The following is a 22,185-nucleotide window of genomic DNA, read 5'->3' on the forward strand; positions in this document are numbered from 1 at the left end:
GCTCCCTACCCGGCCGGATCGCGCGGTACACCACCGGCGCGGCTGAGCACGGCCGCGATGCGCGGCTGGTCCGCCGGGCTGGTGAGCAGCACGAGGACCGCCCCGCCCGCCGGGACACCGCGGGCCGCCTGCTCCACCACGGCGTCGGAGAGCCCGGCGTCGTGCACCCCGGCCACCGCTGCCGCCGCCACGGCACCGACGGCCATCCCCGCCGTCGGCCACCCGGCGAGCGTGCCGATCACGATGCCCCACGCGGCCCCGGCGAGCGCGCCGTCGAGGACCCCCAGGTCGCGGGTCTGCAACTCATGCATCCGGTAAGGACGGCCGCCACCGGCGCCGGGTACGTCGGACCAGGCGACCACGGCGTCGTCGAGACGGATCAGCTGCTGCTCCCGCAGATGCAGCACGAAGACCAGCGCGTCCTGAGCCTGCTGCGCCGTGCCGAAGACGTAGCGCGCGGGCCGGTCGGTGCGCTGCGCGCCCGGCCGGCGCAGCCGTCCGGCGAGCGGGCGGTGCCGCAGCTGCCAGCCCGCCAGCAGCCCGATCAGGGTCGACAGCAGATGCCCGAGGCTGGTGAAGGTCCTGCTGTCGGCGAACGGCAGCACCACGAGCAGCAGCACCGCGGGCACCAGCACCCGGCGGGTGCGCCGCACCGGCAGGCTGCAGGCCAGGGCGGCGGCGACGGCGTGCGCGCCGTAGCTGGTCCCGACGTCGGCGGCCCGGGCCACCTCCTGGTCGAGCCAGCCGTGTTGCAGACCGACCCGCAGCACCGCGTAGACCAGGCAGCTCGCGATCACGTGGGTCAGCAGGAACACCTCGGCCAGCCGGCGCCGCCCCCACACCAGCTCCGCCGCCCCGGTGAGCAGCAGCAGCGCCACGACCTGCACCGGCTCGACCCCACCACCCAGCACGAACGCGCTGGTGAACAGCGTCCACACCCGATGCTGCTCCAGGTTGGCCACGTTGGTGGAGTTCGCCGCGACGATCCCCGCCCGGCCCTGCGGTCCGGCGAACGCGTCGATGCCGAGGCTGCCCCCGACCACCGCCGCCACGTACAGCGGCGCCAGCCGTAACCCCGCCGCCGCCACCAGCAGCACCCGCGCCTTCGCCGCCGGCCCCACGCTCGCGGCGAGCTCCGCGGCGAGGTCGCCGCCGGGCAGGTACCTAGCCGACACGAGGCCGGGCTGGTTCGTGTGCCGCCAGCTCCGGTGGAGCATGACCCGGCGGCGGGACCCGGCCGCCGGGCCGCCAACCACGCGCCCGGTTGCGGTCCGCCCGCCATCGGCGCCTGGGCCGCGGGGCATCGCCCGTCACCGCCAGCGCCGCCGCCGCGGTGGGGGGCGTGCCCCGGAGGGGCCCGGCGGGTCGCCCGCCGCGGCGAGGATGCCGGCGAACCGCCGGTCCGGGACCAGCGCCAGGAGGACACCGGTCAGTGTGGCGACGAGATGTTCGCGGGAAGGCAGTCCGCCCACGACGACGACCTCGGTGGCGTGGTACGCCGGGAGCACCGCCGCCAGCCACCCGATGCGCAGGCGGACGGCGGCGTAGGCCAAGACCGCCACCACCGCGGCCGACGGGCCTGCGTCGGCGAGGTGGGCGTCCTGCATCCCGAGCCCCACCGGCGGCCTGGCGGCGATCCACAGCGCCGCGGACAGCGTTGCCGCGCTGTGCCCGGCGACCGCGACAAGGACGGCCCGCACGGTGCCCAGCACCGCCTGGGTCAGGCTGAACACGAGCAGCACCTGCATCACCGCGAACCAGAACGGCAGCAGCGCCGCCGGCGCGAACAGTGACAGCGGCAGCCGCAGCAGGACGGCCGGTAGCGGATCGCCGGGATGCGTGACGGCATACCGGCTGATCACCGGATGCCCGGGCCTGGTCCGCGCCGCGATCGCCAGCGTCGTCACCAGCACCGCGACGGCCGGACCCAGCCACAACCGGTCGTACCGGCGCAGCCGGACCGCGTCGTACACCGGCTCGAACAGCGCCTGGCCCTGCGCGGTGAGCCTCCGCAGGATCGGCTGTGCGCCAGTCACCATCCGCGCGGGCTACCCGGCCCGCCCGGCGTGCAACCCTCTGCACCGCGGGCGCCGGCCGACAACGCTCAGCGGGCGGCGTGCTCCAGGCCTTCGACGAGCGCGGCGAGGGCCGGCCGGTTGGCGGCGGCGGTGATGAACCCGACGAACCCGCTGCCCTCGAACGCCAGCGTGACCTGGACGAGGTGCTCCTTCTCGCGCCCGAACAGGCTGACCCGCCGCTCGATGTCGTTCCACTGCGCCCCGCGGAACGTCGACGCCGGGTTGCGGGTGACGGGCCGCCCGCCGCGCTGCTTCTCGAACCACTCGCCGTCCAGGACGAGCCGCTCGTTGGACTGCCCTTCCACCACGATCATGCGCGCAGGATAAGCGACACCGACGGCTGCACACTGTTCGCCATCGGACAGCCGGCATGGGCACCCGGCTGACGGGACGCTGAAACCGGCGCCGCCGGTACCATGGAGCGCGTGGCCGGCGGGGTGGACGAGGTCGAGAGCAAACACCCCGTGCCGGACCCCGGGGCGCTCACGGCCCGGCTCGAAGCGCTCGGCTTCCGGGCCGCACCGCCGCAGGAGCAGCTCGACGAGTACTACGACACCCCCGACGGCCGGCTACGCGCCCAGGACCTCGTCGCCCGGTTGCGGATCACCGGCGCCACCGCGACGGCCGGCTTCAAGGGCCCCCGCACGCAGGCCGGTGACGGCACCAACCACCGCATCGAGGTGGAGTTCCCGTCGCCGGATCCAGGTGGTGTACGGGCAGCCTTCGCCGACCAGGGCCTGATCCTCGTGTGGCGCCTCGCGAAGCGCCGCCGCGAGTTCCACCGTGCGGCGCTGGTCGTCGCGATCGACGAGCTGCCCCGCCTGGGGACGTATGCGGAGTTCGAGGGCCCACCGGCACAGATCGCGGCCGCCCGCGACCAGGTGGCGGACCTGATCGGCCCGGCGGAGCCCCGCAACTACGCGGAGCTGGCGGCGGCCGTCCACCCGGACGCCCGCGAGCTGCTCTTCTGAGCCCGCGCACCGGTGGGGCAGTGCCCGGCGGATCCGCGGGCTACGGTGACGCTGTGCCTGCGCCTCCCGCCGTGGTGACACGGTGACCGCCGCCTGGGCGGGTGCGCCGGCCGGGGCCGAGCTGCTCGCCGCCGCCCGGCTCGAGCTGCCGGCCGGGTCTCTGGAGCTGGCCTGCCACGCCGCCGTCCCGGTCGCCGTGGACGCCGGCCTGCTGCACCGCATCCGTGACGCGTTCCCCGCTCTGGCGCTGCCGCCCGGAGGTGAGGAGCGGCTGCTGCGGTCCGCGCTCTTCGCCGGTACCGGCGACGGCCGCCACGAGATCGACCCACGGCTGCGGGCGGCGCTGCAGTCGGCGCTGGCCGCCCGGTTCGGGCCCGACCGTCTCCGGCAGGTGGCGGCGCTGGCGGGGGCTTCGTTGATCGAGCCCGGGCCCGCGCCGGCGGACCGGCTCGCCACGGCGTGGGAGGCGCTCGACCTCCGGTACCCCGTGGAGGACGCGCTGTCGGCGGTCCACGAGCTGGGGGAGCTCGCGCTGCTGCCCGGCAGCGACCTGCGCACCATCGCGCGGGCGCTGACCGGCGCCGCCGAGTTCGGGCCCGGCGAGGTGGTGGCCGCCGCGCGGTCCGTGCTGGACGCCGTCACCCGGCTGGTGCCCGCCCCGGCGGCCGCGGCCGCGGACGAGGACCGGAGCGGGCGGGTGCGGTTCGAGGAGCTGTTCGGCCTCGGCGACCCCGGCGCCTTCGACCCCGCGGCCACCTGGCGGGCGCGACCGGAGGGCGACCGGCTCCGCGTGCCGATCGGCGTGGGGACGGACGGCGCGCCGGTCGAGCTCGACTTCGCGTCGGGCCGGCACGGCATGATCGTGGGCGCCCCCGGGTCGGGCAAGTCGGAGCTGCTGCGCTCGGTCATCCTCGCCCTCGCCGTCACGCACTCCCCGGCGGACCTCAACTTCGTCTTCGTCGACCGGTACGGCGGCGGCACCTTCCGCCCGTTCGAGCACCTGCCGCACGTCGCGGCGATGATCACCGGCGTCGGCGAGTCACCGGATCTCGTCGAGCGCTTCTTCGACACCGTCGCCGGCGAGCTCGACCGGCGGGCGCGGGACCGGACCGTCCCGGCGCCGAGCCTGTTCGTCGTCATCGACGAGTTCACCGAGCTGCTCACCGAACGGCCCGACCTCATCGACCTGTTCGTGCAGGTCGGGCGGGTCGGCCGGTCGCTCGGCGTGCACCAGCTGCTGGCGGCGCAGCGGCTCGAGGAGGGCCGGCTGCGCGGCCTGGACAACTACCTGCCGGTGCGGGTCGCGATGCGCACGTTCAGCGGGCGGGAGAGCCGCGCCGTGATCGGCGTGCCCGACGCCTACGACCTACCCATGACGCCCGGCGTCGGCTACCTGCGGGCCGGGTCCGGCACGCCGGTCCGGTTCCTCGCGCCGGTCACGTTCCACCGCTACCTGCCGCCCGGCGGGGGCTGGGACAGCGTCCTGCGCGGCCTCGACCCGTGGGCGCCGCCGAGCGTGGCGGAGGTGCTCACCGACCGGATGCGCGCCGCCGCCCCGCCCGCGACCCAGCTGTGGCTGCCGCCCCTCACCGCGTCGCCGGCGCTCGGGGAGCTGCTCGGCCCGCTCACGACGACCCCCGGCCGCGGGCTGACGGCGCCGCGGCGGCCCGGCGGGGTGGCGGTCGCCCGCGTCGACCGGCCGTTCGAGCGGCGCTACGACGTCCTCGACGTCCCACCGGACGGCGGCAACATCGTGATCGTCGGCGGGCCGCGCAGCGGGAAGTCGACCGCGCTGCAGACGCTCGCGCTCGGGCTGGCCCTGACGTACACCCCGGCCGAGACGCACCTGTACGCACTGGAGTCCGGCGGCGGCCGGGCCCTGGCCCCCGTGGCCGGCCTGCCGCACACCGCCGCCGTCGCGGACCGCCACCGGCGCGACCTGGTGCCACGGATCCTCGGCGAGCTGCACGCCTGCCTCGACCGCGAGCCCACGCGCCGCCGGTTCCTGCTCGTCGACGACTGGGGCGCCGTCCGCAGCGACTTCGAGGACTTCGAGGGCATCGAGTGGATGCTCCACGACCTCGCCCAGCGGGGGCCGGCCCACGGCATCCGTCTCGCGGTCACAGCCCGGCGCTGGGCGCAGCTGCGCCCAGCCTTCCGCGACACCTTCACCACCAGGATCGAGCTGCGCCTGGGCGACGCGGGCGAGTCGGAGATCGACCGGCGGGCCGCCGCCCGGATCCCGTACGACGTGCCCGGCCGCGGCATCACCGCCGACCGCCTGCAGCTGCTGGTGGCCCGGCCGCGGCTGACCGAGGACGGCGACCTGGACGCCGCGGTGGCGGACATCCGCGCGGCGTGGCCGTCCGAGCCGGCGCCGCCCGTCGAGCCGCTGCCCGAGCGGCTGCCACCCGAGTCGCTGCCCGAGCCGCGGCGCGGCCGGATCCCGATCGGCGTCGAGCAGATCGGCCTCGGGCCGGTCGTCGCCGACTTCGACGCCGACCCGCACCTGATCGTCCTGGGCGGCGAGGGCTCCGGCAAGACCGCGTTCCTGCGCGGCCTGGCCCGTTCGATCGAGCGCGCGTACCGGCCGGAGGAGGCCCGGACCGTCGTCGTCGACTACCGCCGCCGGCTCGCCGGCGCGGCCGGCCCCGCCCACCTGCTCGGGCACTGCACCGGCCCCCAGTCCGCCGACCACGTGCTGCGCGAGGTCGCCACCGCGCTCACCGAGCGGCTGCGCGACCCCGGCCGGTGGCGCGGCCCCGAGCTGTACCTGCTCGTCGACGACTACGACCTGGTCGCCACCGCCACCAACCCCCTCGCCGCCCTCATGGACCTCCTGCCGCACGCCGCCGGCATCGGGCTGCACGTCGTCGTCGCCCGCCGGACCAGCGGCGCGGCGCGGGCGATGTACGAGCCGGTCCTGCTCCGCCTGCGGGACCTGTCCGCCCAGGCGGTCGTGCTGTCCGGCGCCCGCGAGGACGGGCCGCTGCTCGCCGGCATCACGCCACGGCCCCTGCCGCCGGGCCGGGGCTGGCACGCGACCCGGCGGCACGGCCGGCGGCTCGTCCAGCTGGCCTGGCACCCACCGGCGCCCGGAAGTTTGTGAAGCTCGGGGCAACCCGCCCGCCCGCCGCACCTGTCCAGGTGTGGTGAAGGGAGGTACCCGTGACCCGAGACATCGAGTCCGACCTGCACGAGTACGTCGAAACCCGGTACGTGCACCTGCGCCGCACGGCGTTTCTGCTGTGCGGCGAGTGGCACCGCGCCGAGGACCTCGTGCAGACAGCGCTGGCCAAGGTGGTGACCGCGGCGCGGCGCGGGCGGGTCGAGCACCTCGACGCGTACGCCCGCCAGGTGCTGCTGCGGGTGTACCTGGACGACAACCAGCGCGGCTCGCGGCGCCGCGAGCGGACCTGGGCGGACCCCGCCGGCGCGGCCGAGCCGCCCGCGGCGGCCGGCGACCGCGCCACCGCACTCACCGTGCTGGCGGCGCTGCGGGCCCTGCCCGCCAGGCAGCGCGCGACGGTCGTGCTGCGCTACTGGGAGGACCGCAGCGTCGAGGACACCGCGGCGGTGCTCGGGGTGAGCGAAGGAACGGTGAAGAGCCAGTCGGCGAAGGCGCTGGCGACGCTGCGCCAGCTGCTCGCCGGCAGCGTGGGGGAGCTCATGTTCAGCGATGGAGGGATGGTCTGATGCCGCTCGACGAACTGCGCACGGCGTTGCAGGCGGCCGTGGAGGCCGACGAGCCGCCGGCCGGCGCCGGACCGGCCGCGGTGTTCGCCCGCGCCGACCGGGCCCGGACCCGGCAACGGCTCACGATGCTGGTCGGCGGGGTCGCCGTGCTGGGCGTCGCGGTCGGCACCGCCGCGTTCGCGCTGGACCGGTCGGGCGGGGCGGCGACGACCGCCCAGCCGCCGGCGGTCGCGACGTCCGCCCCGGCCGCATCCGCGGCGCTGCCGGCCGCGTCCGGCGCGGGCTCCCCGCGGCCCGAGGTGCCGGCCGACGTCATGCTCGCCACCCTCCGGCGGCTGCTCCCGGCCGGGCTGGCGACGTCGGAGCCGGACAGTCAGCCGGGCTTCGCGGAGCTGATCCTCACCGACCGGGCCGGGCGCGGCAAGGTGCAGGTCAACGTGCAACCCAACTACCGCCGCGCCGTCCCGCCCGGCCGCGTCTCCGGCGACGACCCGATGGACAAGTTCTCCTGCGCGAAGCGGCAGGAGCCGCCCGGCACCCACTGCGTCGACTCGACGCTGCCCGACGGCACGCTGCTCGTGCTGACCGACGGCCCGTCGGAGGACGCCGGACACGACCGGATCACCCTCCGCATGGTCGACGTGTTCCGGCCGGACGGCGTCCGCATCGTGGTCGGCACCTGGAACGCCGTCGGGGAGAAGACCAACACCGCGACCCGCTCCGAGCCTCCCCTGACCGGTCAGCAGCTGCAGGCGATCGCCACCGACCCCACCTGGCCGGTCTGACCCCGGCCCGGCCGGGCGCTACGCCGCCGCCCTGGCCGGCTGGTCGCCGCCGCGCACCGTGAGGTACGCCGTCACCGACGCCAGGGCGGGGTGGGTGGCGGCGACCTGCGGGGCGAGGATCCGGTGCGCCTCCACGGCCAGGGCCCGGGCCGCGTCGTGGTCGTCCCGGGCGGCTGCGAGCGCGGCCAGGTTGGTCAGCGTCAGCGCGACCTCCGGATGCGACGCGCCGTACGTGCGGCGCTTCCCGGCCAGCACGACCGTGTACAGCGCCTCGGCGGCGGCCGGGTCGCGGGCGGCGAGGACGGCGGCGAGGTTGTGCCGGTTGGTGAGGACGTCGGGGTGGTCGGGGCCGTGCCGGGCGGTGAAGTACGCGATCGCCCGGCGCAGCAACGGCTCCGCCTCCGCCGGCTCGCCACGGGCCTGCAGGATCGCGGCGAGGTGGGCCTCGTCGGCGACGACGGCCGGGTGGCCGGGCGGAAGGCACGCGCGGTGCAGGGCGAGGGAGCGCCGCGCGTACGCCTCGCCGGCCGCCAGGTCGCCGCGGCTGTGGGCGAGGCCGGCGAGGTTGTGCCAGACGGCGGCGAGCGCGGGATGGTCCGGGCCGTGGGCCGCCTCCAGCACCGTGCGGACCGCGGCGTACTGGGCCTGGGCGTCGTCGTGGCGGCCCGCGAACTTGTACAGCACGCCGAGCTCGTTGCGCAGCGGCACCAGCTCCAGGTCGGTGAAGCGCGGCGCCGCGTCGTCGCACGCGGCCCGCAGCAGCCGCTCCGCCGCGGCGTAGCGGCCCTGGCGGCGCAGGTTGCCGGCCAGGGCCGCGGTCGCCTGGACGCGCAGCCGCAGCAGGACCTCCGGCCGGGACGGCAGCGCGGCCATGACGGCGGTGGCGCGGCGGTGGTATGCCTCGGCGGCCGCGTGCTTGCCGAGCTCGTCGAGGGCGCTGCCGAGCAGGGTGAGCACGTTGGCGGTGTCGGGGCTGCCGGCGCCGGCGTGCGCCTCGAGGATGCCGAGGGCACGCCGGCACAGGTCGATGCTCCGCGGGTAGCGGTGCTCGTCCCAGGCGGACAGCGCCAGGTCGTGCAGGGCGACCGCCTCGTCGACGGGATCAGGTGTCATGGCCGGCTCCGCCACCCGCTGCCGTGGCTCAGGCGATCCGGGCGACGGCCTGGCTGTGGTTGGTCGTCAGGCCCCGCGCCGGAAGCGCCGGGGCGGCGGGCGTGGCGACGGCCTCGCTGTGGTTGGTGGCGAGACCGCCGCCCCGGACCTGCGTGCGGACCACGGGCGTGGCGACGACAGAACGCTGCATGGGAGTGCTCCTTCGGATTCGTGGTGAGGTGTGCCCCGTGAGCGTGGCCGCCACCGCTTGGCCCGTACTTGTGGCGCACTTGGAGCGCCCGCGCCGTCTGCCGGAGCGCCAGCGCTCAAGTGGACGGCAAGCGCGCCCGCACACACTGCCGCCGACACCGGCCGCGACCGTACGGGAGCGAACCATGCAGGACACGAAGACGGACACCATGCCGGCGGCGCTGCGGCGGCTGCTGTTCGGCGACGTCGTGTCGGCCGCCGGGATCGGGCTCACCCAGCCTTACCTGGTGATCCTGCTGCACACCGGCAAGGGCATCCCGCTCGCGGCGGCCACCGCGATGACCGCGCTGCTCGCCCTCGCCAGCTTCCCCGGCAACTGGCTCAGCGGCGTCCTCACCGACCGGCACGGCGGGCGCCTCGCCATGACCGCCGGCCTCGCCACGACCGTCTGCGGCCTGGTCCTCGTCGCCACCGGCAGCCATCCGCTGCTGCTCGGGTGCGCCGTCGCGGCGGTCGGGTTCGGGTGGGCGGTGACGCTGCCCGCGTACGCGACGCTGATCGCCGGGCTCGTCCCGGAGGAGGTGCACGGCCGGACGTTCACGCTGCAGTTCGCCCTGTTCAACGCGGGCATGGGCGCGGGCTCCGCGGTGGCCGTCCTCGTCGCCGACCTCACCTGGCTGTGGTGGGCCGCCGCCGGCACGTGCCTGGTCGCGATCGTGGCCGTGCGCTGGTCGTACACCGGCGGGCAACGAGCGACGAGCACCCTGGCGGGTCCGGGCTACCGCGCGCTGCTCACGGACCGGCGGCTGCTGCGCGTGCTGTTCGTCGCCGTGCTGACCTCCGCCGCCGGATACGGCGTCTACACCGCGGGCCTGCCCGTCCTGGCCATCCACAGTGGACGGCCGGACCTCATGTCGTGGGCGGGCGTCGCCAACTGCCTCACGATCATCGCCGGACTCCCGTTGGCGTTGCGCGCCGGTGTACGACTGACGCCACCGCGACTCGTCGCCGCCGCTGCCGCGGTCTGGTCGGCCGGCTGGCTGCTGTGCGCCACCGTCACCACCCCGGCCTGGGCCGTGCTCCCGCTCGCCGCCGTGCTCATGGGCGCCGGCGAGCTGTTGCTGTCCGGCGCGCTGCCCGCGATGGTCAACGCCCTCGCCCCCGACGCCCTCCGCGGCCGCTACAACGCCGCCCTGACCTTCGCGATGACGGCCGGCATGTGGGCAGGCCCGCTGCTCGCCGCGGCGGCCACGGCCCTCGGCCTGCTGCGGCTGCTGTTCGCCGCCGCCGTCGCTCTGCTCGCCCTCGCCGCCGCGCTGGTCCGCCGCGCCGCCCCGGCGCCGCGGTGACATCCGCCGCGCCCGCCGGCGACGGTCACCCGCCCGCCGAGCGTCAACTGCGAAGCCAATCTTGAATGAACGGCTTCGCGTCGGTGAGGCTGCCGACGACGTGATGGGCGTGGGTCAACTGATCGGCGGAATGGGTGGTGGTCAGCCCGATCACGGTCATCGCCGCGGTCCGGGCCGCTTCGACTCCGGCGGGAGCGTCCTCGATGACCAGGCACCGCTCGGCTGGTGTCCGGAGCAGTCCGGCTGCGCGGAGGTAGCCCTCCGGGTGGGGTTTGCCGCGCGTGACGTGGGTGTTGTCCACCAGGACCGGAGGGTCGGGCAGCCCGCCGGCGCGGAGCCGCTGCCGGACGGTCTGGGCACGGCCAGAGGTGACCACGCCCCACCGGTCAGCGTGAAGCACCTGCAGGACCGCTGCGGCATCAGGGTAGACCGGGAACGCGTCGCCTTCCTCGGCCATGAAGTCACGGACGAGTCGGTACTCAGCTTCGGGGTCGAGGCGGGGTGCGGCGACCGCGATGGTGTCGACCGCCCGCCTGCCGTGGGTGTGAGACCAGACGGTCGCCGGGTCCAAGCCTCGGTGCAAGGCCCAGCGAGTCCAGATCCGCCGGTATGCGGCGTAGGAGTCGACCAGCACGCCGTCGGCGTCGAACAGCACGGCAGCGCCTTGCGCGGCTCCGTTCGTGTGGTGGCTCACCATCAGGCGCTTCCTCACCCTTTCGACTGGGACGGCACGGTCAAATCGTGCGGCGGAAGTCGGTGACGTCCGGGAGCTTCTGAAAGCCGGCCGAAACGTACGTCGCCACGCCGCCGACGTTGCTGCTCGGGGTGCACACTGTCGCGCTGGACGACCCCATCTCCTGCAATGCGGCGGCCGCGGCCACGGTGATCGCGCGGCCGTATCCGCGGCCACGGTGATCCCGATGGACGCCCAGTGGTTCAAGCAGACCCGGTCGCCCTTCCCCGGCCGACCACACCGTCACCGTGGCCACCGCATCGCCGTCGCGGTCGTAACCGACCAGGCACCGAGCCCGGCGGTACGGCGGGGCAGCGGCCATCGCGCGCCAGCGCTCCAGGGTGAACGTCGAGCCGGCGAACGCTGCCCGCTGCACCGCGACCCGATCCTGAACGATCCGATCCCGAGTGTCGTGCGTGTCGATGACTTCGACCCGGAGTCCGCAGCTCTCCACCTGGACAGCCAGGTCACGGAACAACGGGGTCCACGGTTCATCGGCCACCCAACCGCTGCGACGGAGGAGACCTCGAAAGGCGGTGCCGAAGCGGGCCTCGACGGCCTCGGCGCCACCGGGCAGTACCTCGTGTCCTGGTTCCGACAGGTCCGTCAGCAGGTGAGCCGCGAATGCGGCGTCGTCGTCGACGCTCGGTGCGATGCCCATCCGGATCAGGCCCGCGGTGTCGTCCACCATGCCAACGGCCAAGATCTGCCCGTCACGGGTCCACACCCGGACGGCCCCGGCCAACTCCTGCGCGCCGAACCTCCAGTGCCACCCGAGGTCACCTGGATGAAGCTGGACCGGCCCGCCGGCGTGCTGCCAGCCCGCCACCGCCTCGACGATCTCGCCCAACGAGTCCGGCGTCGAACGCTGCACGGTGATCGACATGCGTCGACCCAAACACCACCGCACCGAAGACGCAACGGCTTATTGGGATTCAAGCTCGTCGACGAACGGGTCCGACGTCACCGGCGAAGCCACGGGTCGAGGACTGACACGGGTGCGGGGATCGTTGTATGCTCGCGCCGATGACTACCTCACGTCGTAGATTGGGGGTCCCATCCGCGCAAGGTGAGTGCTGATGCACATCCTTGACGCGACTGGGGACACCCGCCGAACGTTCTGGCGGCGCGTGCGCGAGTTCGCCGTGCCGCAATCAATGATCGAGTCAGCGACCGCCCGCCGGCACGCCGGTGACTGGGCCGGGGCGTGCGCCGCGGCACGGGTCGACGTCGATCTCGACCTCAAGGCAGTGGCTCGGAGCGGTGGTGCGGCGCTGGCCGCGTCGATCCGGGCCGACCTGCGCCATCTCGCCCCCGACCTGCTGCGCTGGCACATGCCGCGGATCGCGCCGGACGGCCTGCTGCGGCCGGGGCTGACCATCTCCCTCGCCCGGCACGGCCCGGTGCACCTGGTGGTCCGGACGCCGCCGGCGTGGGCGGGCGCGGGGCAGCGGATCAGCCTCGCACTGTGGGAGGGGGCGCGGCGGACCGGCGCGCCGCATCCGCACCCGCATCCGGATCCGCGGTTCCGGCTCGACCTGCACCGGCACCTGTGGGACGCGCGCCGGGCGGGGGAGCTGCGGACCAGGGCCGGCCACGGCGCCACCGGTCCGGCGCCGCCCCCGGAGCCCGCCGAGGCCATGACTTCGGCCTTGGCGTCGGCCGACCGGTGGGCGGCTTCGGCTTCGGCTGTGGCGGCGGCTTCGGTCGACCGGTGGGCGGCTTCACCTTTCGCGGCGGCGGGAAGTGCGGCGGCCGACCGGTGGGCCGACGAGGCCGGGATCCTGCTGCGGGCGGACGCGTGTGCCGGCGGTGCGGTGACCGTGCGGCTCGGGGCCCGGCACCGGTTCGTCGTGACCGTCGCGGACGGCGCCGAGCCCCGCATCGCGCGGGCCCGCGGGCGCGGCGGCGGGGGACCAGTGCTGCCCGACGCCGCGACGTGGGTCCTGCCCGACGTGGAACTGCTGCGCGAAGGGCTCATCGGCGCGGACGGGCTGCACCCGCTCGTCGCGGCGGCGCTCGCGCCCGGCCGGCCGGCGTCGTACACCCGCCGCGACGACGACCCGAGCACGCCGCGGGTCGTCGAGTGCAGGGGCGAGCGGCACCGGATCGGGCTCGTGGGCGGCACGCTCGTCGCGCTCGACCACGACCCCGCCGAGGTGCGCCGGGAAGAACTGCTCGCCGCGCTCGGCGGGACCCCGCTGGCGTGCCTGCAAGCGATCGACGAGGCGCACCGCCGGCCGGAGTGCCTCCCAGACGTACGGGCGCGGCTCGACCACGGCGACACCGAAGGCGCGCTCGCCGTCGTGGAAGGGCTGCTCGGCCCCGATGCGCTGCTGCGGCACGGCGCGCTGCGGGAAACCCTCGACGACGCGGCGCTGCGCAAGGTCGCGCACGGGCTGTTCCGCGCCGGCCTGTCCCGCACCCGCCCCGCACCCGAACGCCGCGCCGCGCGCCGCTGACCCATCGCACGTCTCCAGCCCCGCGCCGGGCTGCTCCGGTGCACCGCCGGCCTTCATCCGGAGGCCGGATCACGACTTCTCCCCGAATGGTGATGCCTCATGTCCTCGTTCAGTTCTCCGGTCACCGCTTCGTTCACCGATCAGCTCGACGTCGCCGCCGAGCTGCTCGCGCTGCTGCACGACACCGGGACGGAGCCGCGCACCGACACGCAGCTGGAGGCGCTGACCCTCGCCGTCGCCGCCGACCTGCCGGTCCTGCTGTGGGGCGAGCCAGGCATCGGCAAGACGGCCGCCCTCACCCAGCTCGCCGAGGCGCTCGACCTGCCACTGACCACCGTCATCGCCAGCGTGCACGAGCCGTCGGACTTCTCGGGGCTGCCCGTCGTCGGCGACGACCCGGCGGTGCAGGGCGTGCCGATGGCCCCGCCGGACTGGGCGGTGCGCCTGGTGCACGCCGGCCGCGGCCTGCTCTTCCTGGACGAGCTGTCCACCGCGCCGCCGGCCGTGCAGGCCGCGTTGCTGCGTCTGGTGCTGGAGCGCCGTGTCGGCGCCCTTCGCTTGCCGCCGGGCGTGCGGATCGTGGCGGCCGCCAACCCGCGGTCGTCCGCCGCCGACGGGTGGGAGCTGTCCGCGCCGCTCGCGAACCGCTTCGTGCACCTGCAGTGGGTGCACGACCACGACGTCGTCGTCCGCGGCCTCGGCGGCACCTGGCCGCGCGCGTCGCTGCCCCGGCTGGATCCGCGGAAGCTGACCGAGGCGGTGACGTTCGCCCGCCGGGCCGTGTGCGGGCTGCTCACCGCCCGGCCCCGGCTGGTGCACCAGCTGCCCGGCAGCGAGGCGCGCCGCGGCGGTCCGTGGCCGTCGCCGCGCAGCTGGGACATGGCGCTGCGGCTGACCGCGTTCGCCGTCGCCGCCGGCACGTCCCGCGACGTGCTCTCGATGCTGGTCCGCGGCACCGTCGGCGACGGCCCGGGCCTGGAGCTCCTCGCGAGCCTCGACCGGATGGACCTGCCGGACCCGGAGACGCTGCTCGCCGACCCGGCCGCGGCGGTCCTGCCGGAGCGCGGCGACCTGCGGCAGGCGGCCCTCGACGGCGTCGTCGAAGCGGTCCGCCGGCAGCCGTCGAAGGACCGGTGGGACGCGGCGTGGGCGATCCTGGCCGCCGCCGTCGACACCGGCGCCCCGGACCTCGTGGTGGTGCCGGCGTCGACGCTCGCCGCACAGCGCCACGCCGACTGGGACGTGCCCGACCTGATCGAACGCCTCGCCGGCGCGGTGTCGCTGTCGCAGCGGGCGGTGGCCGCCTGATGGCGCGCGACACCGCCGAGGCGTCCGTCGCGGGCGGCCCGGTGGCGCTGGACACCGGGAAGCTGTACGCGGCCCGGCTGCTCGCCGCGCGGGTCCGGCCGTACCTCGCGACGGCGCTGTTCGCGCTGCACGTGGTCGAGTCGCGGCGGGTACCGACGATGGCCGTCGACCGGCAGTGGCGCTGCTACGCGTCGCCGGCGTTCGTGGCGCGGACCCCGGTCGAGGAGCTCGCCGGCGTGTGGGTCCACGAGGTCGCGCACCTGCTGCGGGACCACCACGGCCGCGGCGACCGGGTCGCCCGGGTGCACGGCCTGCACGGCGCCGGCGACCGGCTGCGGATGAACATCGCCGCCGACTGCGAGATCAACGACGACGTGTACGGCGACGGCCTCGCCCGCCCTACCGGCGCCGTCGCCGCCGCCGACCTCGGGCTGCGCGACGGCGAGCTGATGGAGGACTACCTGCGGCAGTTCCGGCTCGGGCCGCGTACGGGCGGCCTCGCGTGGCTGGACTGCGGCAGCGGCGCCGACGGCCTCGAACGGCCGTGGGACCTCGGCCCGGACGGCGCGCACGGGCTCAGCGGCCACGAGCTGGACGCGGTCCGGTTCCGGGTCGCGCAGGCGATCAGGGCCCGCCCCGGCGACGTGCCGAAGGGCTGGCAGCGCTGGGCGGAGGTGGCGTTCCACCCGCCGCAGCCGTGGCGGGAGCTGCTCGGCGCCGCGGTCCGCGCCGCGGTGGCCGGCGCGGCGGGTGGCGACGACTACACGTACGGGCGGCCCGCACGGCGCTCCGCGAGCCTGCCCGGCGTGGTGCTGCCGAGCCTGCGCCGCCGCCCGCCGCAGGTCAGCATCATCATCGACACGTCGGGCTCGGTCAGCGACGCCGAGCTCGGCAGCGCACTGCTGGAGGTCGCCGCGATCGGCCGGGCCGTCGGCGGCCGCCGCGACCTGGTCCGGGTGCTGTCCTGCGACGCGGCGGCCGGGCTCGCGCACGCGCTGTGCCGGGCCGAGGGGATCCCGCTGATCGGCGGCGGCGGGACGGACCTGCGGGCCGGGTTCGAGCGGGCCCTGCGGACTGCACCCCGCCCGGACGTCGTGGTGGCGCTCACCGACGGGCAGACGCCGTGGCCCGAGGTGCGCCCGCCGTGCCGGACCGTGGTCGGCCTGTTCCCCCGGGAGACGGGTTGGGACGAGGACGACCCGGACGTCGAGCCCATCGTGCCGCCGGCGTGGGCCAGGGTGGTGTCCATAGGTTGAATACATTCCACGAAGTGCCAGCTTGATTGACGTCTGTTCGCCCGCGGTCGCATCATTTCCGCATGACAGAGACGGACGTCGATTCATTCCATGATGGAATGTCTGCGCACCAGGGTCTCAAGACCGAGATGGTCGCCGACCGGCTGCGGCGCTGGATCGCCGACAGCGGCCAGCCCGTCGGCGCCAGGCTGCCGACCGAGGCCGAGCTCGCGACCCGCCACGGCGTCGGCATCAACACCGTCCGCCGGGCCGTGGGCCTGCTGGTCGCGGAGGGCGTCGCCGTGCGGCGGCAGGGGTCCGGCACGTACGTCGCGAGCGTCCCCACCGGATCCCGCCGGACCGTCGGGGTCGTGGTGCCGTCGACGTCGTACTACTACCCGAAGGTCATCGAGGGCATCGAACGGGCGCTGACCGCCGCCCGCACCGGCGTCATGCTCGCCAGCTCGGAGAACCGCCCCGACCTGGAACGCACCCAGATCCGGCGGATGCTGGGCAGCGGCGTGGAGGGGCTCATCCTCGTGCCCAACCTGCACGTCGCCGACGACCCGCAGGCACACGTCGACGCGCTGCGGCGGCTGCCGGTCCCGTACGTGCTGGTCGAGCGCCGCCCGCCACGGCCGGACCCCGACGACCCGGTGTCGTTCGTGACCACGCACCACCTCGGCGGCGTACACACCGCGATCCGGCACCTGGTCAGCCTCGGTCACACGCGTGTTGGATTTCTCGGCCGCATCCGCACCGGCAACTCCGCGGTCGTCACCGAGGGCTTCGACCGCGCTGCCGCCGCGCTCGGTGCCGTCGCCGTGCCGGAGGCGCGCGTGCTGCACGAGGAGTGGACGCCCGCGCAGATCGACGCCTACGCCGCGACCTGCCGCGCGGCCGGCGTCACCGCCGTCTTCTGCCACGGCGACCGCGACGCGGCGGCGCTGCTCGCGGCGGCCCGCCGGATCGGGCTGCGGGTGCCGTCGGAGCTGTCGCTCGTCGCGTACGACGACGACGTGGCCGAGCTCGTCGACCCGCCGCTGACCGCGGTCGCCCCGCCCCGCGCGGAGCTCGGCGCGCTCGCCGCGGACCTGCTGCTGCGCCTCGTCGACGACCCCACCACCCCGGCGCACCGTATCGAGCTCCAGCCCCGCCTCACCGTCCGCGGCTCCTGCGCCCCGCCGCGCGTCCGTCGGCCTTCCGCTCGGGCGCGCGCATGAGCGGGTTCCGGCTAGGGGTCATCGGCACCGGCATCGTCGCGGCGCTCCATCTGGAAGCGGCGCGCGCCGTGCCCGGAGTCCGGGTGACAGCGGTCTGCGACATCCACGAGGCGGCCGCGGTACAGGCGGCGGCGGGCACTGGCGCGACGGCCTACACCGACCACCGCCGGATGCTGACCCGCGAACCACTCGACGGCGTCGTCATCACCGCGCCGCACGCCCTGCACGCCGGCATGACCCTGGACGCGGCCGCCGCCGGCGTGCCCGTCCTCGTCGAGAAGCCGATGGCCACGACCGTCGCCGACTGCACCGCGATGATCGAGGCGTGCGCGGCCGCCGGCGTCGTCCTCGCCGTCGGGCACGTGGTCAGGTTCGACCCCGCCGCGCACCGCGTCGCCCGGCTCCTGCGCTCCGGCGACCTCGGCGACGTCCTGGCGATCCACCATCACCGCACCGCCCACTACCAGCGCGGCTCGCGCCCCGGCTGGTTCTTCGATCCGGCGATGGCCGGCGGCGGCATCGTGATGAACGTCGGCATCCACGGCCTCGACCGCATCCAGTGGGCCGGCGACGGCACCGCCGAGTCGGCGACCGCCCGCGTGTGGCACCGCGACGGCCACGCCGTCGAGACCGACGCGATGGGCTCCGTGACGCTGTCCAGCGGCGTCGCGGCCGGCTTCCTGCTCACCAGCGCCGCCGGCCGCTTCCACGACGAGACCACCGTCGTCTGCTCCCGCGGCGCGCTGCGCTGGTCGTCGACCGACGGCACCTGGGCGAGCCGCGACGGCGCCCCCGAGACCCAGGTCATGGCGCCGGGCGGCGGGACGGGGGAGGCCTTCACCGCGCAGCTCGCGGACTTCGTCGCCGCCTGCCGCGGCCACCGCCCGCCCGAGGTCGGCGGCGACTACGGCCGCTCGGTCGTCGCCACCGTCCTGGCCATCTACGCCTCCGCCGCGAGCGGCCGGCCGGCTTCCCTGTGCCGGTCATGACCGCCCGGGTACGCGCGGGCCGCCGCGCCGACCTCGCCGCGGTGTACCGCATCTGCGCGACCACCGACGCGACCGGTCTCAGCACGCCGCCGCGACCGGTCGACGACAAGCTGCCCGGCCACGTGTACGCCGGGCCGTACCTCGCCGCCGACCCGGGCCTGACGTTCGTCGTCGAGGACGACGCGGGCGTCGGCGGCTACGTGTCCGCGACCGCCGACACGGTGCGCTTCAACCAGTGGCTGGACGCGCACTGGTGGCCCCGGCTCCGCCGCCGGTACCCACCGGGCACGTTCGCGCCGGCGGGACCGCACCGGCCGTGGTTCGACACGCACCCCGCGCACCTGCACATCAAGGTGGCGCGGCGGCTGCAGGGGCAGAGCTGCGGCCGGCGGCTCATGGACACGGTGCTCGCGGCGCTCCAAGGGCGTGGCGTCGCGGGCGTGCACCTGGGCGTGGCGGAGGCGAACACCCGAGCGGTCGCCTTCTACACCGCGCTCGGCTTCACCGAGGCGCACCGCCACGCCTGGGGAAGCACCCTCGTCCGCAACCTTTGAGTCAAAGGAGCGACCATGCGAAGAACGGTTCTCGTGGCGTTGCTGCTGATCGCCGCCGCGGCGGTGCCCGCCGTCACCCCCGCCGCGTCGGCGGCGACGAGCAGCCTCCGGTACAACACCTTCGAACGCCCCGAGCGGGGCACCGCCTACACGCTGGGCGCCTGGGCCCAGGACGGGTGGACGGCCCCGTGGGAGCAGGGCATGAGCACCCGCACCTGGATCGACGGCTACAACTTCAGCCACACCGGCGGCAAGTCGCTGCGGGTGTTCTACCCGAAGGGCAAGATCGGCCCGGCCGACTCCGGCGCGCAGGCACCGCTGCAGCTGACCCGCGGCCGCGAGTACTACCTGTCCTACTGGGTGCGTTTCAGCAGCGACTTCAGCTGGGGGACCACCGAGTTCGCCGGGAAGGTCGGCCTCGGGCTCGCCGGCGGCGGGTCGTGCTCCGGCGGGCAGGTGTGCGACGGCACCAACGGCTTCAGCTCGCGCATGATCTGGCGCTCCGGCGGGAAGGCCGCGATCTACTACTACCACATGGGCCACGCCGGCCAGTACGGCGACTTCGTCGACCTCACCCGCCCCGACGGTTCGCTCATCTACTACCCGCGCGGCCAATGGGTGAACCTGGTCCAGCGGCTGCGGGTCAACACGGTCACCGCCGGCTCCGCCAACGCCGACGGTGAGATCGACATCTGGTACAACGGCGTCCAGGCCGCCTCGATCCGCGGGCTGCGCTTCGTCACCAACGCCGACCAGGTCGACAAGGCGTACTTCTCCTCGTTCGCGGGCGGCGCCACCGCCTCGTTCGCCCCCGCCAACGACTCCTGGATCTGGTACGACGACCTGAAAGTTTCCAACGCCCGTGGGGATATCTGCGAGCTGAGCGGCGGCTGCCACACCCGCACCTTCCAGGCCGAGGCGTACACCTTGATGAACGGCGTGACGACCGCCGCCACCAGCGACACCGGCGGCGGCCAGGCGACGGCCTTCGACACCGGCGACTGGATCGCCTTCGGCAACGTGAACGTCCCCAAGCCGGCCCGCTATCTTGTGGAGTACCGGATCGCGACCGCGGCCAGCAACGCCCGGCTCTCGCTGGACATCAACGCCGGCGCCACCCCGCTCGGCGAGGTGACATTGCCCAACACCGGCGGCACCACCCAGTGGCGCACGGTGTCCAGGGAGGTCGAGGTGCCCGCCGGCACGCACCAGTTCGGGCTTTACGCATCGACCGGTGGATTCAGCGTCAACTGGTGGAAGCTGACCCAGATCGCGTGAGTCAGGTGGGCCGCGGTGGACTGTCCGCCGCGGCCCACGCTCCACAGTCAGCGCCGGACGAGGCTCAGCAGCGCGTACAGCGGCCAGCGCCAGCCGGTGACGGTCCTGAGCCAGTCCTCATACCAGGCCCGTTGCTCCGCGACGGTGACCACGTCGGCGCAGTCTGCCGGATCGAGCGCCTTGACCAGCCTGCGTGCGGACTTCCGGCGACCGCGCCGAAGGCGATACGCAACGTCGCCGTCCGTCCCTGGAATGGCCATGCGGGACGGGTAGACGTCGGGCCTGGCACCGTTGCAGCACAGCCGGATACCGTCGGGCTCGACCTGAAACCGCATCGCCTCCAGCGCGCGGAACGAGTCCACCCCGGTTGCCGCCCACTCTCGCCCGTCGGGGGCCCGCAGGGTGAGCTCCAGGGCCTCGTCGGTCTCGGCGCGGTCGAGGGCCCACTCCTGGGTGCCGTCCGGGGTCAGCACCCGGAGCGGGGTCCGCGTGACGCTCATGCTTCCAGCATCGCATTGAGCTTCGTCGCGTTCAGCCCGCCGGGAAGCCTGTGGAGCGCCGTTCAGGTGGTCGCGTAGACCCGCAGGGTGACCTCGTCGCTCAGGTGGGTCTCGCCGTTGACGGTCAGGGCTGCCTGCACGACCCACACCGTGGGCGGGGTGGCCTGGCCGCTGTCGGTGACCCTGATCCGCGCGTGGTTGCCGCGGCCGTGGAACGCGACCGGGCCGAGGACCGTTTCGGTCCGAACGGTCCACTGGAGGGCGTCCGCCAGCCGTGCCTCGTCGAAGCCGGCCGGCACGGCCACCTCCAACGGCAGTGTGAACGGCTGGATCGAGTAGCACGACCCGCCGAACGTCTGCCCCGGGCAACCGGGCGCCTTCACCGTCAGCGGCAGCACCTCGCGGAGCCGGTCCGCCGCGGGCACGAGCGGCATGCCACCGGCGGCGGGCACGGAGGCGGCCGGCGATGCCGATGCGGCCGTCGAAGGTTTCGCATGTCCCGATGCGGCAGGTGTACGACCGGCGCTGGGCGAGGCCGGCACCATCAAACCCGGTGCCGCGACGGCGGACGGCGGCGCGGCCGGGGTGGTGGCGTCGCTCGCCGAGGCCTGCCCCTTCGGTGTTCCGCTCCGCAGGCCGAAGATGCCGGCGACGGCGGCGCCGGCGAGCAGGACGAGGACGACGGCCAGGAGTACGGGCGGCCGCCGCAGCAACGGCAGCCGAGCTGCCGCGACGGCCGGCGTCACGTAGTAGACAGCCGGCTCAGGCTCGCGCTCCGGTGCCGCCGGGACTTGCGGCGGCAGTTCGACGGTGATGTCGTCCGCGTCGGGCTCCGATGCCGGCGCAGGGCCCGGCGCCGCGACCGGCGCGGCAGGGCCGACGCGCTCCGTCGGGTCCGGCACGTCAGGTTCCACGAGCCCGGCCGGGTCCGGCACGTCAGACTCGGCGAGGCCGGCCGGATCCGGGGCGTCGCCTGGTTCGGTGAGCTCGGCGGGCACCTCCGGGAGGGTGAGCTCGGCGGGCGCCTCCGGGAGAGGGAACTCGCTCAGCACGGCGAGGGCGGTGGGCCGGGTCTGATGCGCCGAGGTGCACGTCGCGCACGTGGGAAGGTGCGCGGCCACGGCCTTGCGGACGGCGGGGCGCAGGCGCTTCGTGCTGGCGGCGGCGATGACGGCGGGCAGGTCGGGGCAGCCGGTCGCAGGGTCCGCCGCGGCGGCGGCCGTGAACAGGGCGAGCTCCAGCAGACCGCCGGGCTCCACCAACCGGTCGACCGCCTTCCGGGTGACGTCGACCTTCTTGCCCAGGACCGCGGCGACTCCCGCCAGATCGACCTGGCGATGGCGGGGCCGCCCCGCGTACTCCGGGACCATCAGCGCGAGCAGATTCCAGTGGTGCTCCTCGATCAGGGGCCGCGCCGAATACAGTACGAGAGCGGCGGCGTCACCCGTCGCGGCGGCCGGCGCCGGGCGCTGCCGGAGCCCCTCCCTGACCGCGTCGCGCGCGACCGTGAAGCCCGTCGCGCCGGGCGGCGCCGCCTCGGTCGCGGACCGCGCCAGGGGCTCGTCACCGCACGCGAGCACCACGCAGTAGCGGTACACGTCGGTGTGCTGCGGATCCATCGACTGCCTCCTTCGCGTCGGCTCCGCGGGCTCAACGAGTGGCCGCGTCGCAGGTCGCGGCATCGAAACCTTTGCGAAACCCCTTTGGAGCGTGCCGCGCGGA

21 protein-coding genes are annotated in these 22,185 nt (G+C 75.2%); 12 read left to right on the forward strand and 9 right to left on the reverse strand.

From position 1 onward, the window contains the following. Positions 1-5 precede the first annotated feature (5 nt). From ABZ321_RS16275 to ABZ321_RS16285, 3 genes are all read right to left on the reverse strand, one after another. Entirely contained in the window at positions 6-1,175 is a 1,170-nt protein-coding gene (locus ABZ321_RS16275; RefSeq protein ID WP_354891637.1) for a rhomboid family intramembrane serine protease, read from the reverse strand. A gap of 135 nt (positions 1,176-1,310) precedes the next feature. Beyond that, positions 1,311-2,039 (reverse strand): hypothetical protein, encoded by a 729-nt coding sequence (locus ABZ321_RS16280; RefSeq protein ID WP_344509587.1) that lies wholly within the window; start codon positions 2,037-2,039, stop codon positions 1,311-1,313. 65 nt (positions 2,040-2,104) lie between these two features. Further along, positions 2,105-2,392: a hypothetical protein gene (locus ABZ321_RS16285; protein WP_354891640.1), complete on the reverse strand. Its 288-nt coding sequence runs from the start codon at positions 2,390-2,392 to the stop codon at positions 2,105-2,107. 111 nt (positions 2,393-2,503) lie between these two features. Here ABZ321_RS16285 and ABZ321_RS16290 point away from each other — a divergent pair, with 111 nt between their 5' ends. The 4 genes from ABZ321_RS16290 (at position 2,504) to ABZ321_RS16305 (ending at position 7,530) form a co-directional block, all read left to right on the forward strand. After that, positions 2,504-3,049, forward strand: a complete 546-nt coding sequence (locus ABZ321_RS16290) for a class IV adenylate cyclase (protein WP_344509591.1) — start codon at positions 2,504-2,506, stop codon at positions 3,047-3,049. 82 nt (positions 3,050-3,131) lie between these two features. After that, positions 3,132-6,158 carry a type VII secretion protein EccCb gene (gene eccCb / locus ABZ321_RS16295; RefSeq protein ID WP_354891643.1) on the forward strand — a complete coding sequence of 1,009 codons (3,027 nt, stop codon included), beginning with the start codon at positions 3,132-3,134 and terminating at the stop codon, positions 6,156-6,158. Positions 6,159-6,217: 59 nt separating this feature from the next. Then, entirely contained in the window at positions 6,218-6,745 is a 528-nt protein-coding gene (locus tag ABZ321_RS16300) for a sigma-70 family RNA polymerase sigma factor (RefSeq protein WP_354891646.1), read from the forward strand. Then, entirely contained in the window at positions 6,745-7,530 is a 786-nt protein-coding gene (locus tag ABZ321_RS16305) for a hypothetical protein (protein ID WP_354891649.1), read from the forward strand. Before ABZ321_RS16300 ends, ABZ321_RS16305 begins: the two co-directional genes overlap by 1 nt. Before the next feature lie 18 nt (positions 7,531-7,548). Here ABZ321_RS16305 and ABZ321_RS16310 read toward each other — a convergent pair whose 3' ends face one another. Then, positions 7,549-8,643, reverse strand: a complete 1,095-nt coding sequence (locus ABZ321_RS16310) for a tetratricopeptide repeat protein (protein ID WP_354891652.1) — start codon at positions 8,641-8,643, stop codon at positions 7,549-7,551. A 28-nt stretch (positions 8,644-8,671) separates the two neighbouring features. Further along, positions 8,672-8,833, reverse strand: coding sequence for a hypothetical protein (locus tag ABZ321_RS16315; RefSeq protein WP_344509601.1), 162 nt, complete (start codon positions 8,831-8,833; stop codon positions 8,672-8,674). 184 nt (positions 8,834-9,017) lie between these two features. On the opposite strand from ABZ321_RS16315, the gene ABZ321_RS16320 reads away from it, so the two are divergent. Next, a complete protein-coding gene (locus ABZ321_RS16320) occupies positions 9,018-10,181 on the forward strand; it encodes an MFS transporter (RefSeq protein ID WP_354891655.1) in 1,164 nt (387 codons plus the stop codon). Positions 10,182-10,224: 43 nt separating this feature from the next. Here ABZ321_RS16320 and ABZ321_RS16325 read toward each other — a convergent pair whose 3' ends face one another. Next, the gene (locus ABZ321_RS16325; protein WP_354891658.1) at positions 10,225-10,836 is read right to left on the reverse strand and encodes an HAD-IA family hydrolase; all 612 of its coding nucleotides are present in this window, start codon (positions 10,834-10,836) and stop codon (positions 10,225-10,227) included. Between the two features lie 79 nt (positions 10,837-10,915). Next, the gene (locus ABZ321_RS16330; protein ID WP_354891660.1) at positions 10,916-11,800 is read right to left on the reverse strand and encodes a GNAT family N-acetyltransferase; all 885 of its coding nucleotides are present in this window, start codon (positions 11,798-11,800) and stop codon (positions 10,916-10,918) included. Between the two features lie 193 nt (positions 11,801-11,993). Between ABZ321_RS16330 and ABZ321_RS16335 the strand changes: the two genes are divergently transcribed. The 7 genes from ABZ321_RS16335 (at position 11,994) to ABZ321_RS16365 (ending at position 19,963) form a co-directional block, all read left to right on the forward strand. Further along, a complete protein-coding gene (locus tag ABZ321_RS16335) occupies positions 11,994-13,376 on the forward strand; it encodes a hypothetical protein (protein WP_354891663.1) in 1,383 nt (460 codons plus the stop codon). A gap of 99 nt (positions 13,377-13,475) precedes the next feature. Beyond that, the gene (locus ABZ321_RS16340) at positions 13,476-14,684 is read left to right on the forward strand and encodes a MoxR family ATPase (protein ID WP_354891666.1); all 1,209 of its coding nucleotides are present in this window, start codon (positions 13,476-13,478) and stop codon (positions 14,682-14,684) included. Then, positions 14,684-15,940 (forward strand): VWA-like domain-containing protein, encoded by a 1,257-nt coding sequence (locus tag ABZ321_RS16345; RefSeq protein ID WP_354891669.1) that lies wholly within the window; start codon positions 14,684-14,686, stop codon positions 15,938-15,940. Before ABZ321_RS16340 ends, ABZ321_RS16345 begins: the two co-directional genes overlap by 1 nt. A gap of 98 nt (positions 15,941-16,038) precedes the next feature. Further along, positions 16,039-17,142: a GntR family transcriptional regulator gene (locus tag ABZ321_RS16350; RefSeq protein ID WP_354891672.1), complete on the forward strand. Its 1,104-nt coding sequence runs from the start codon at positions 16,039-16,041 to the stop codon at positions 17,140-17,142. Then, entirely contained in the window at positions 17,139-18,131 is a 993-nt protein-coding gene (locus tag ABZ321_RS16355; RefSeq protein WP_354891675.1) for a Gfo/Idh/MocA family oxidoreductase, read from the forward strand. Before ABZ321_RS16350 ends, ABZ321_RS16355 begins: the two co-directional genes overlap by 4 nt. Continuing rightward, the gene (locus ABZ321_RS16360; protein WP_354891678.1) at positions 18,128-18,685 is read left to right on the forward strand and encodes an N-acetyltransferase; all 558 of its coding nucleotides are present in this window, start codon (positions 18,128-18,130) and stop codon (positions 18,683-18,685) included. Before ABZ321_RS16355 ends, ABZ321_RS16360 begins: the two co-directional genes overlap by 4 nt. A 15-nt stretch (positions 18,686-18,700) precedes the next feature. Beyond that, positions 18,701-19,963 (forward strand): carbohydrate-binding protein, encoded by a 1,263-nt coding sequence (locus ABZ321_RS16365; RefSeq protein WP_354891681.1) that lies wholly within the window; start codon positions 18,701-18,703, stop codon positions 19,961-19,963. A gap of 47 nt (positions 19,964-20,010) precedes the next feature. Here ABZ321_RS16365 and ABZ321_RS16370 read toward each other — a convergent pair whose 3' ends face one another. Both ABZ321_RS16370 and ABZ321_RS16375 read right to left on the reverse strand, forming a co-directional pair. After that, positions 20,011-20,463 (reverse strand): hypothetical protein, encoded by a 453-nt coding sequence (locus tag ABZ321_RS16370; RefSeq protein ID WP_354891684.1) that lies wholly within the window; start codon positions 20,461-20,463, stop codon positions 20,011-20,013. Positions 20,464-20,525: 62 nt separating this feature from the next. Beyond that, positions 20,526-22,082, reverse strand: a complete 1,557-nt coding sequence (locus ABZ321_RS16375) for a hypothetical protein (RefSeq protein WP_354891687.1) — start codon at positions 22,080-22,082, stop codon at positions 20,526-20,528. Positions 22,083-22,185 lie beyond the last annotated feature (103 nt).

Origin of the sequence: Dactylosporangium sp. NPDC006015 (assembly GCF_040614215.1) — a bacterium.
GTDB classification, from domain to species: domain Bacteria; phylum Actinomycetota; class Actinomycetes; order Mycobacteriales; family Micromonosporaceae; genus Dactylosporangium; species Dactylosporangium maewongense.

What these genes read in the sequence shown, in the direction of transcription:
- ABZ321_RS16280 (WP_344509587.1), bottom strand. Translation starts at nt 2,039, where the DNA reads ATGGTGACTGGCGCACAGCCGATCCTGCGGAGGCTCACCGCGCAGGGC.
- ABZ321_RS16285 (WP_354891640.1), bottom strand. Translation starts at nt 2,392, where the DNA reads ATGATCGTGGTGGAAGGGCAGTCCAACGAGCGGCTCGTCCTGGACGGC.
- ABZ321_RS16305 (WP_354891649.1), top strand. Translation starts at nt 6,745, where the DNA reads ATGCCGCTCGACGAACTGCGCACGGCGTTGCAGGCGGCCGTGGAGGCC.
- ABZ321_RS16310 (WP_354891652.1), bottom strand. Translation starts at nt 8,643, where the DNA reads ATGACACCTGATCCCGTCGACGAGGCGGTCGCCCTGCACGACCTGGCG.
- ABZ321_RS16315 (WP_344509601.1), bottom strand. Translation starts at nt 8,833, where the DNA reads ATGCAGCGTTCTGTCGTCGCCACGCCCGTGGTCCGCACGCAGGTCCGG.
- ABZ321_RS16320 (WP_354891655.1), top strand. Translation starts at nt 9,018, where the DNA reads ATGCAGGACACGAAGACGGACACCATGCCGGCGGCGCTGCGGCGGCTG.
- ABZ321_RS16330 (WP_354891660.1), bottom strand. Translation starts at nt 11,800, where the DNA reads ATGTCGATCACCGTGCAGCGTTCGACGCCGGACTCGTTGGGCGAGATC.
- ABZ321_RS16335 (WP_354891663.1), top strand. Translation starts at nt 11,994, where the DNA reads ATGCACATCCTTGACGCGACTGGGGACACCCGCCGAACGTTCTGGCGG.
- ABZ321_RS16340 (WP_354891666.1), top strand. Translation starts at nt 13,476, where the DNA reads ATGTCCTCGTTCAGTTCTCCGGTCACCGCTTCGTTCACCGATCAGCTC.
- ABZ321_RS16345 (WP_354891669.1), top strand. Translation starts at nt 14,684, where the DNA reads ATGGCGCGCGACACCGCCGAGGCGTCCGTCGCGGGCGGCCCGGTGGCG.
- ABZ321_RS16350 (WP_354891672.1), top strand. Translation starts at nt 16,039, where the DNA reads ATGTCTGCGCACCAGGGTCTCAAGACCGAGATGGTCGCCGACCGGCTG.
- ABZ321_RS16355 (WP_354891675.1), top strand. Translation starts at nt 17,139, where the DNA reads ATGAGCGGGTTCCGGCTAGGGGTCATCGGCACCGGCATCGTCGCGGCG.
- ABZ321_RS16360 (WP_354891678.1), top strand. Translation starts at nt 18,128, where the DNA reads ATGACCGCCCGGGTACGCGCGGGCCGCCGCGCCGACCTCGCCGCGGTG.
- ABZ321_RS16365 (WP_354891681.1), top strand. Translation starts at nt 18,701, where the DNA reads ATGCGAAGAACGGTTCTCGTGGCGTTGCTGCTGATCGCCGCCGCGGCG.
- ABZ321_RS16370 (WP_354891684.1), bottom strand. Translation starts at nt 20,463, where the DNA reads ATGAGCGTCACGCGGACCCCGCTCCGGGTGCTGACCCCGGACGGCACC.
- ABZ321_RS16375 (WP_354891687.1), bottom strand. Translation starts at nt 22,082, where the DNA reads ATGGATCCGCAGCACACCGACGTGTACCGCTACTGCGTGGTGCTCGCG.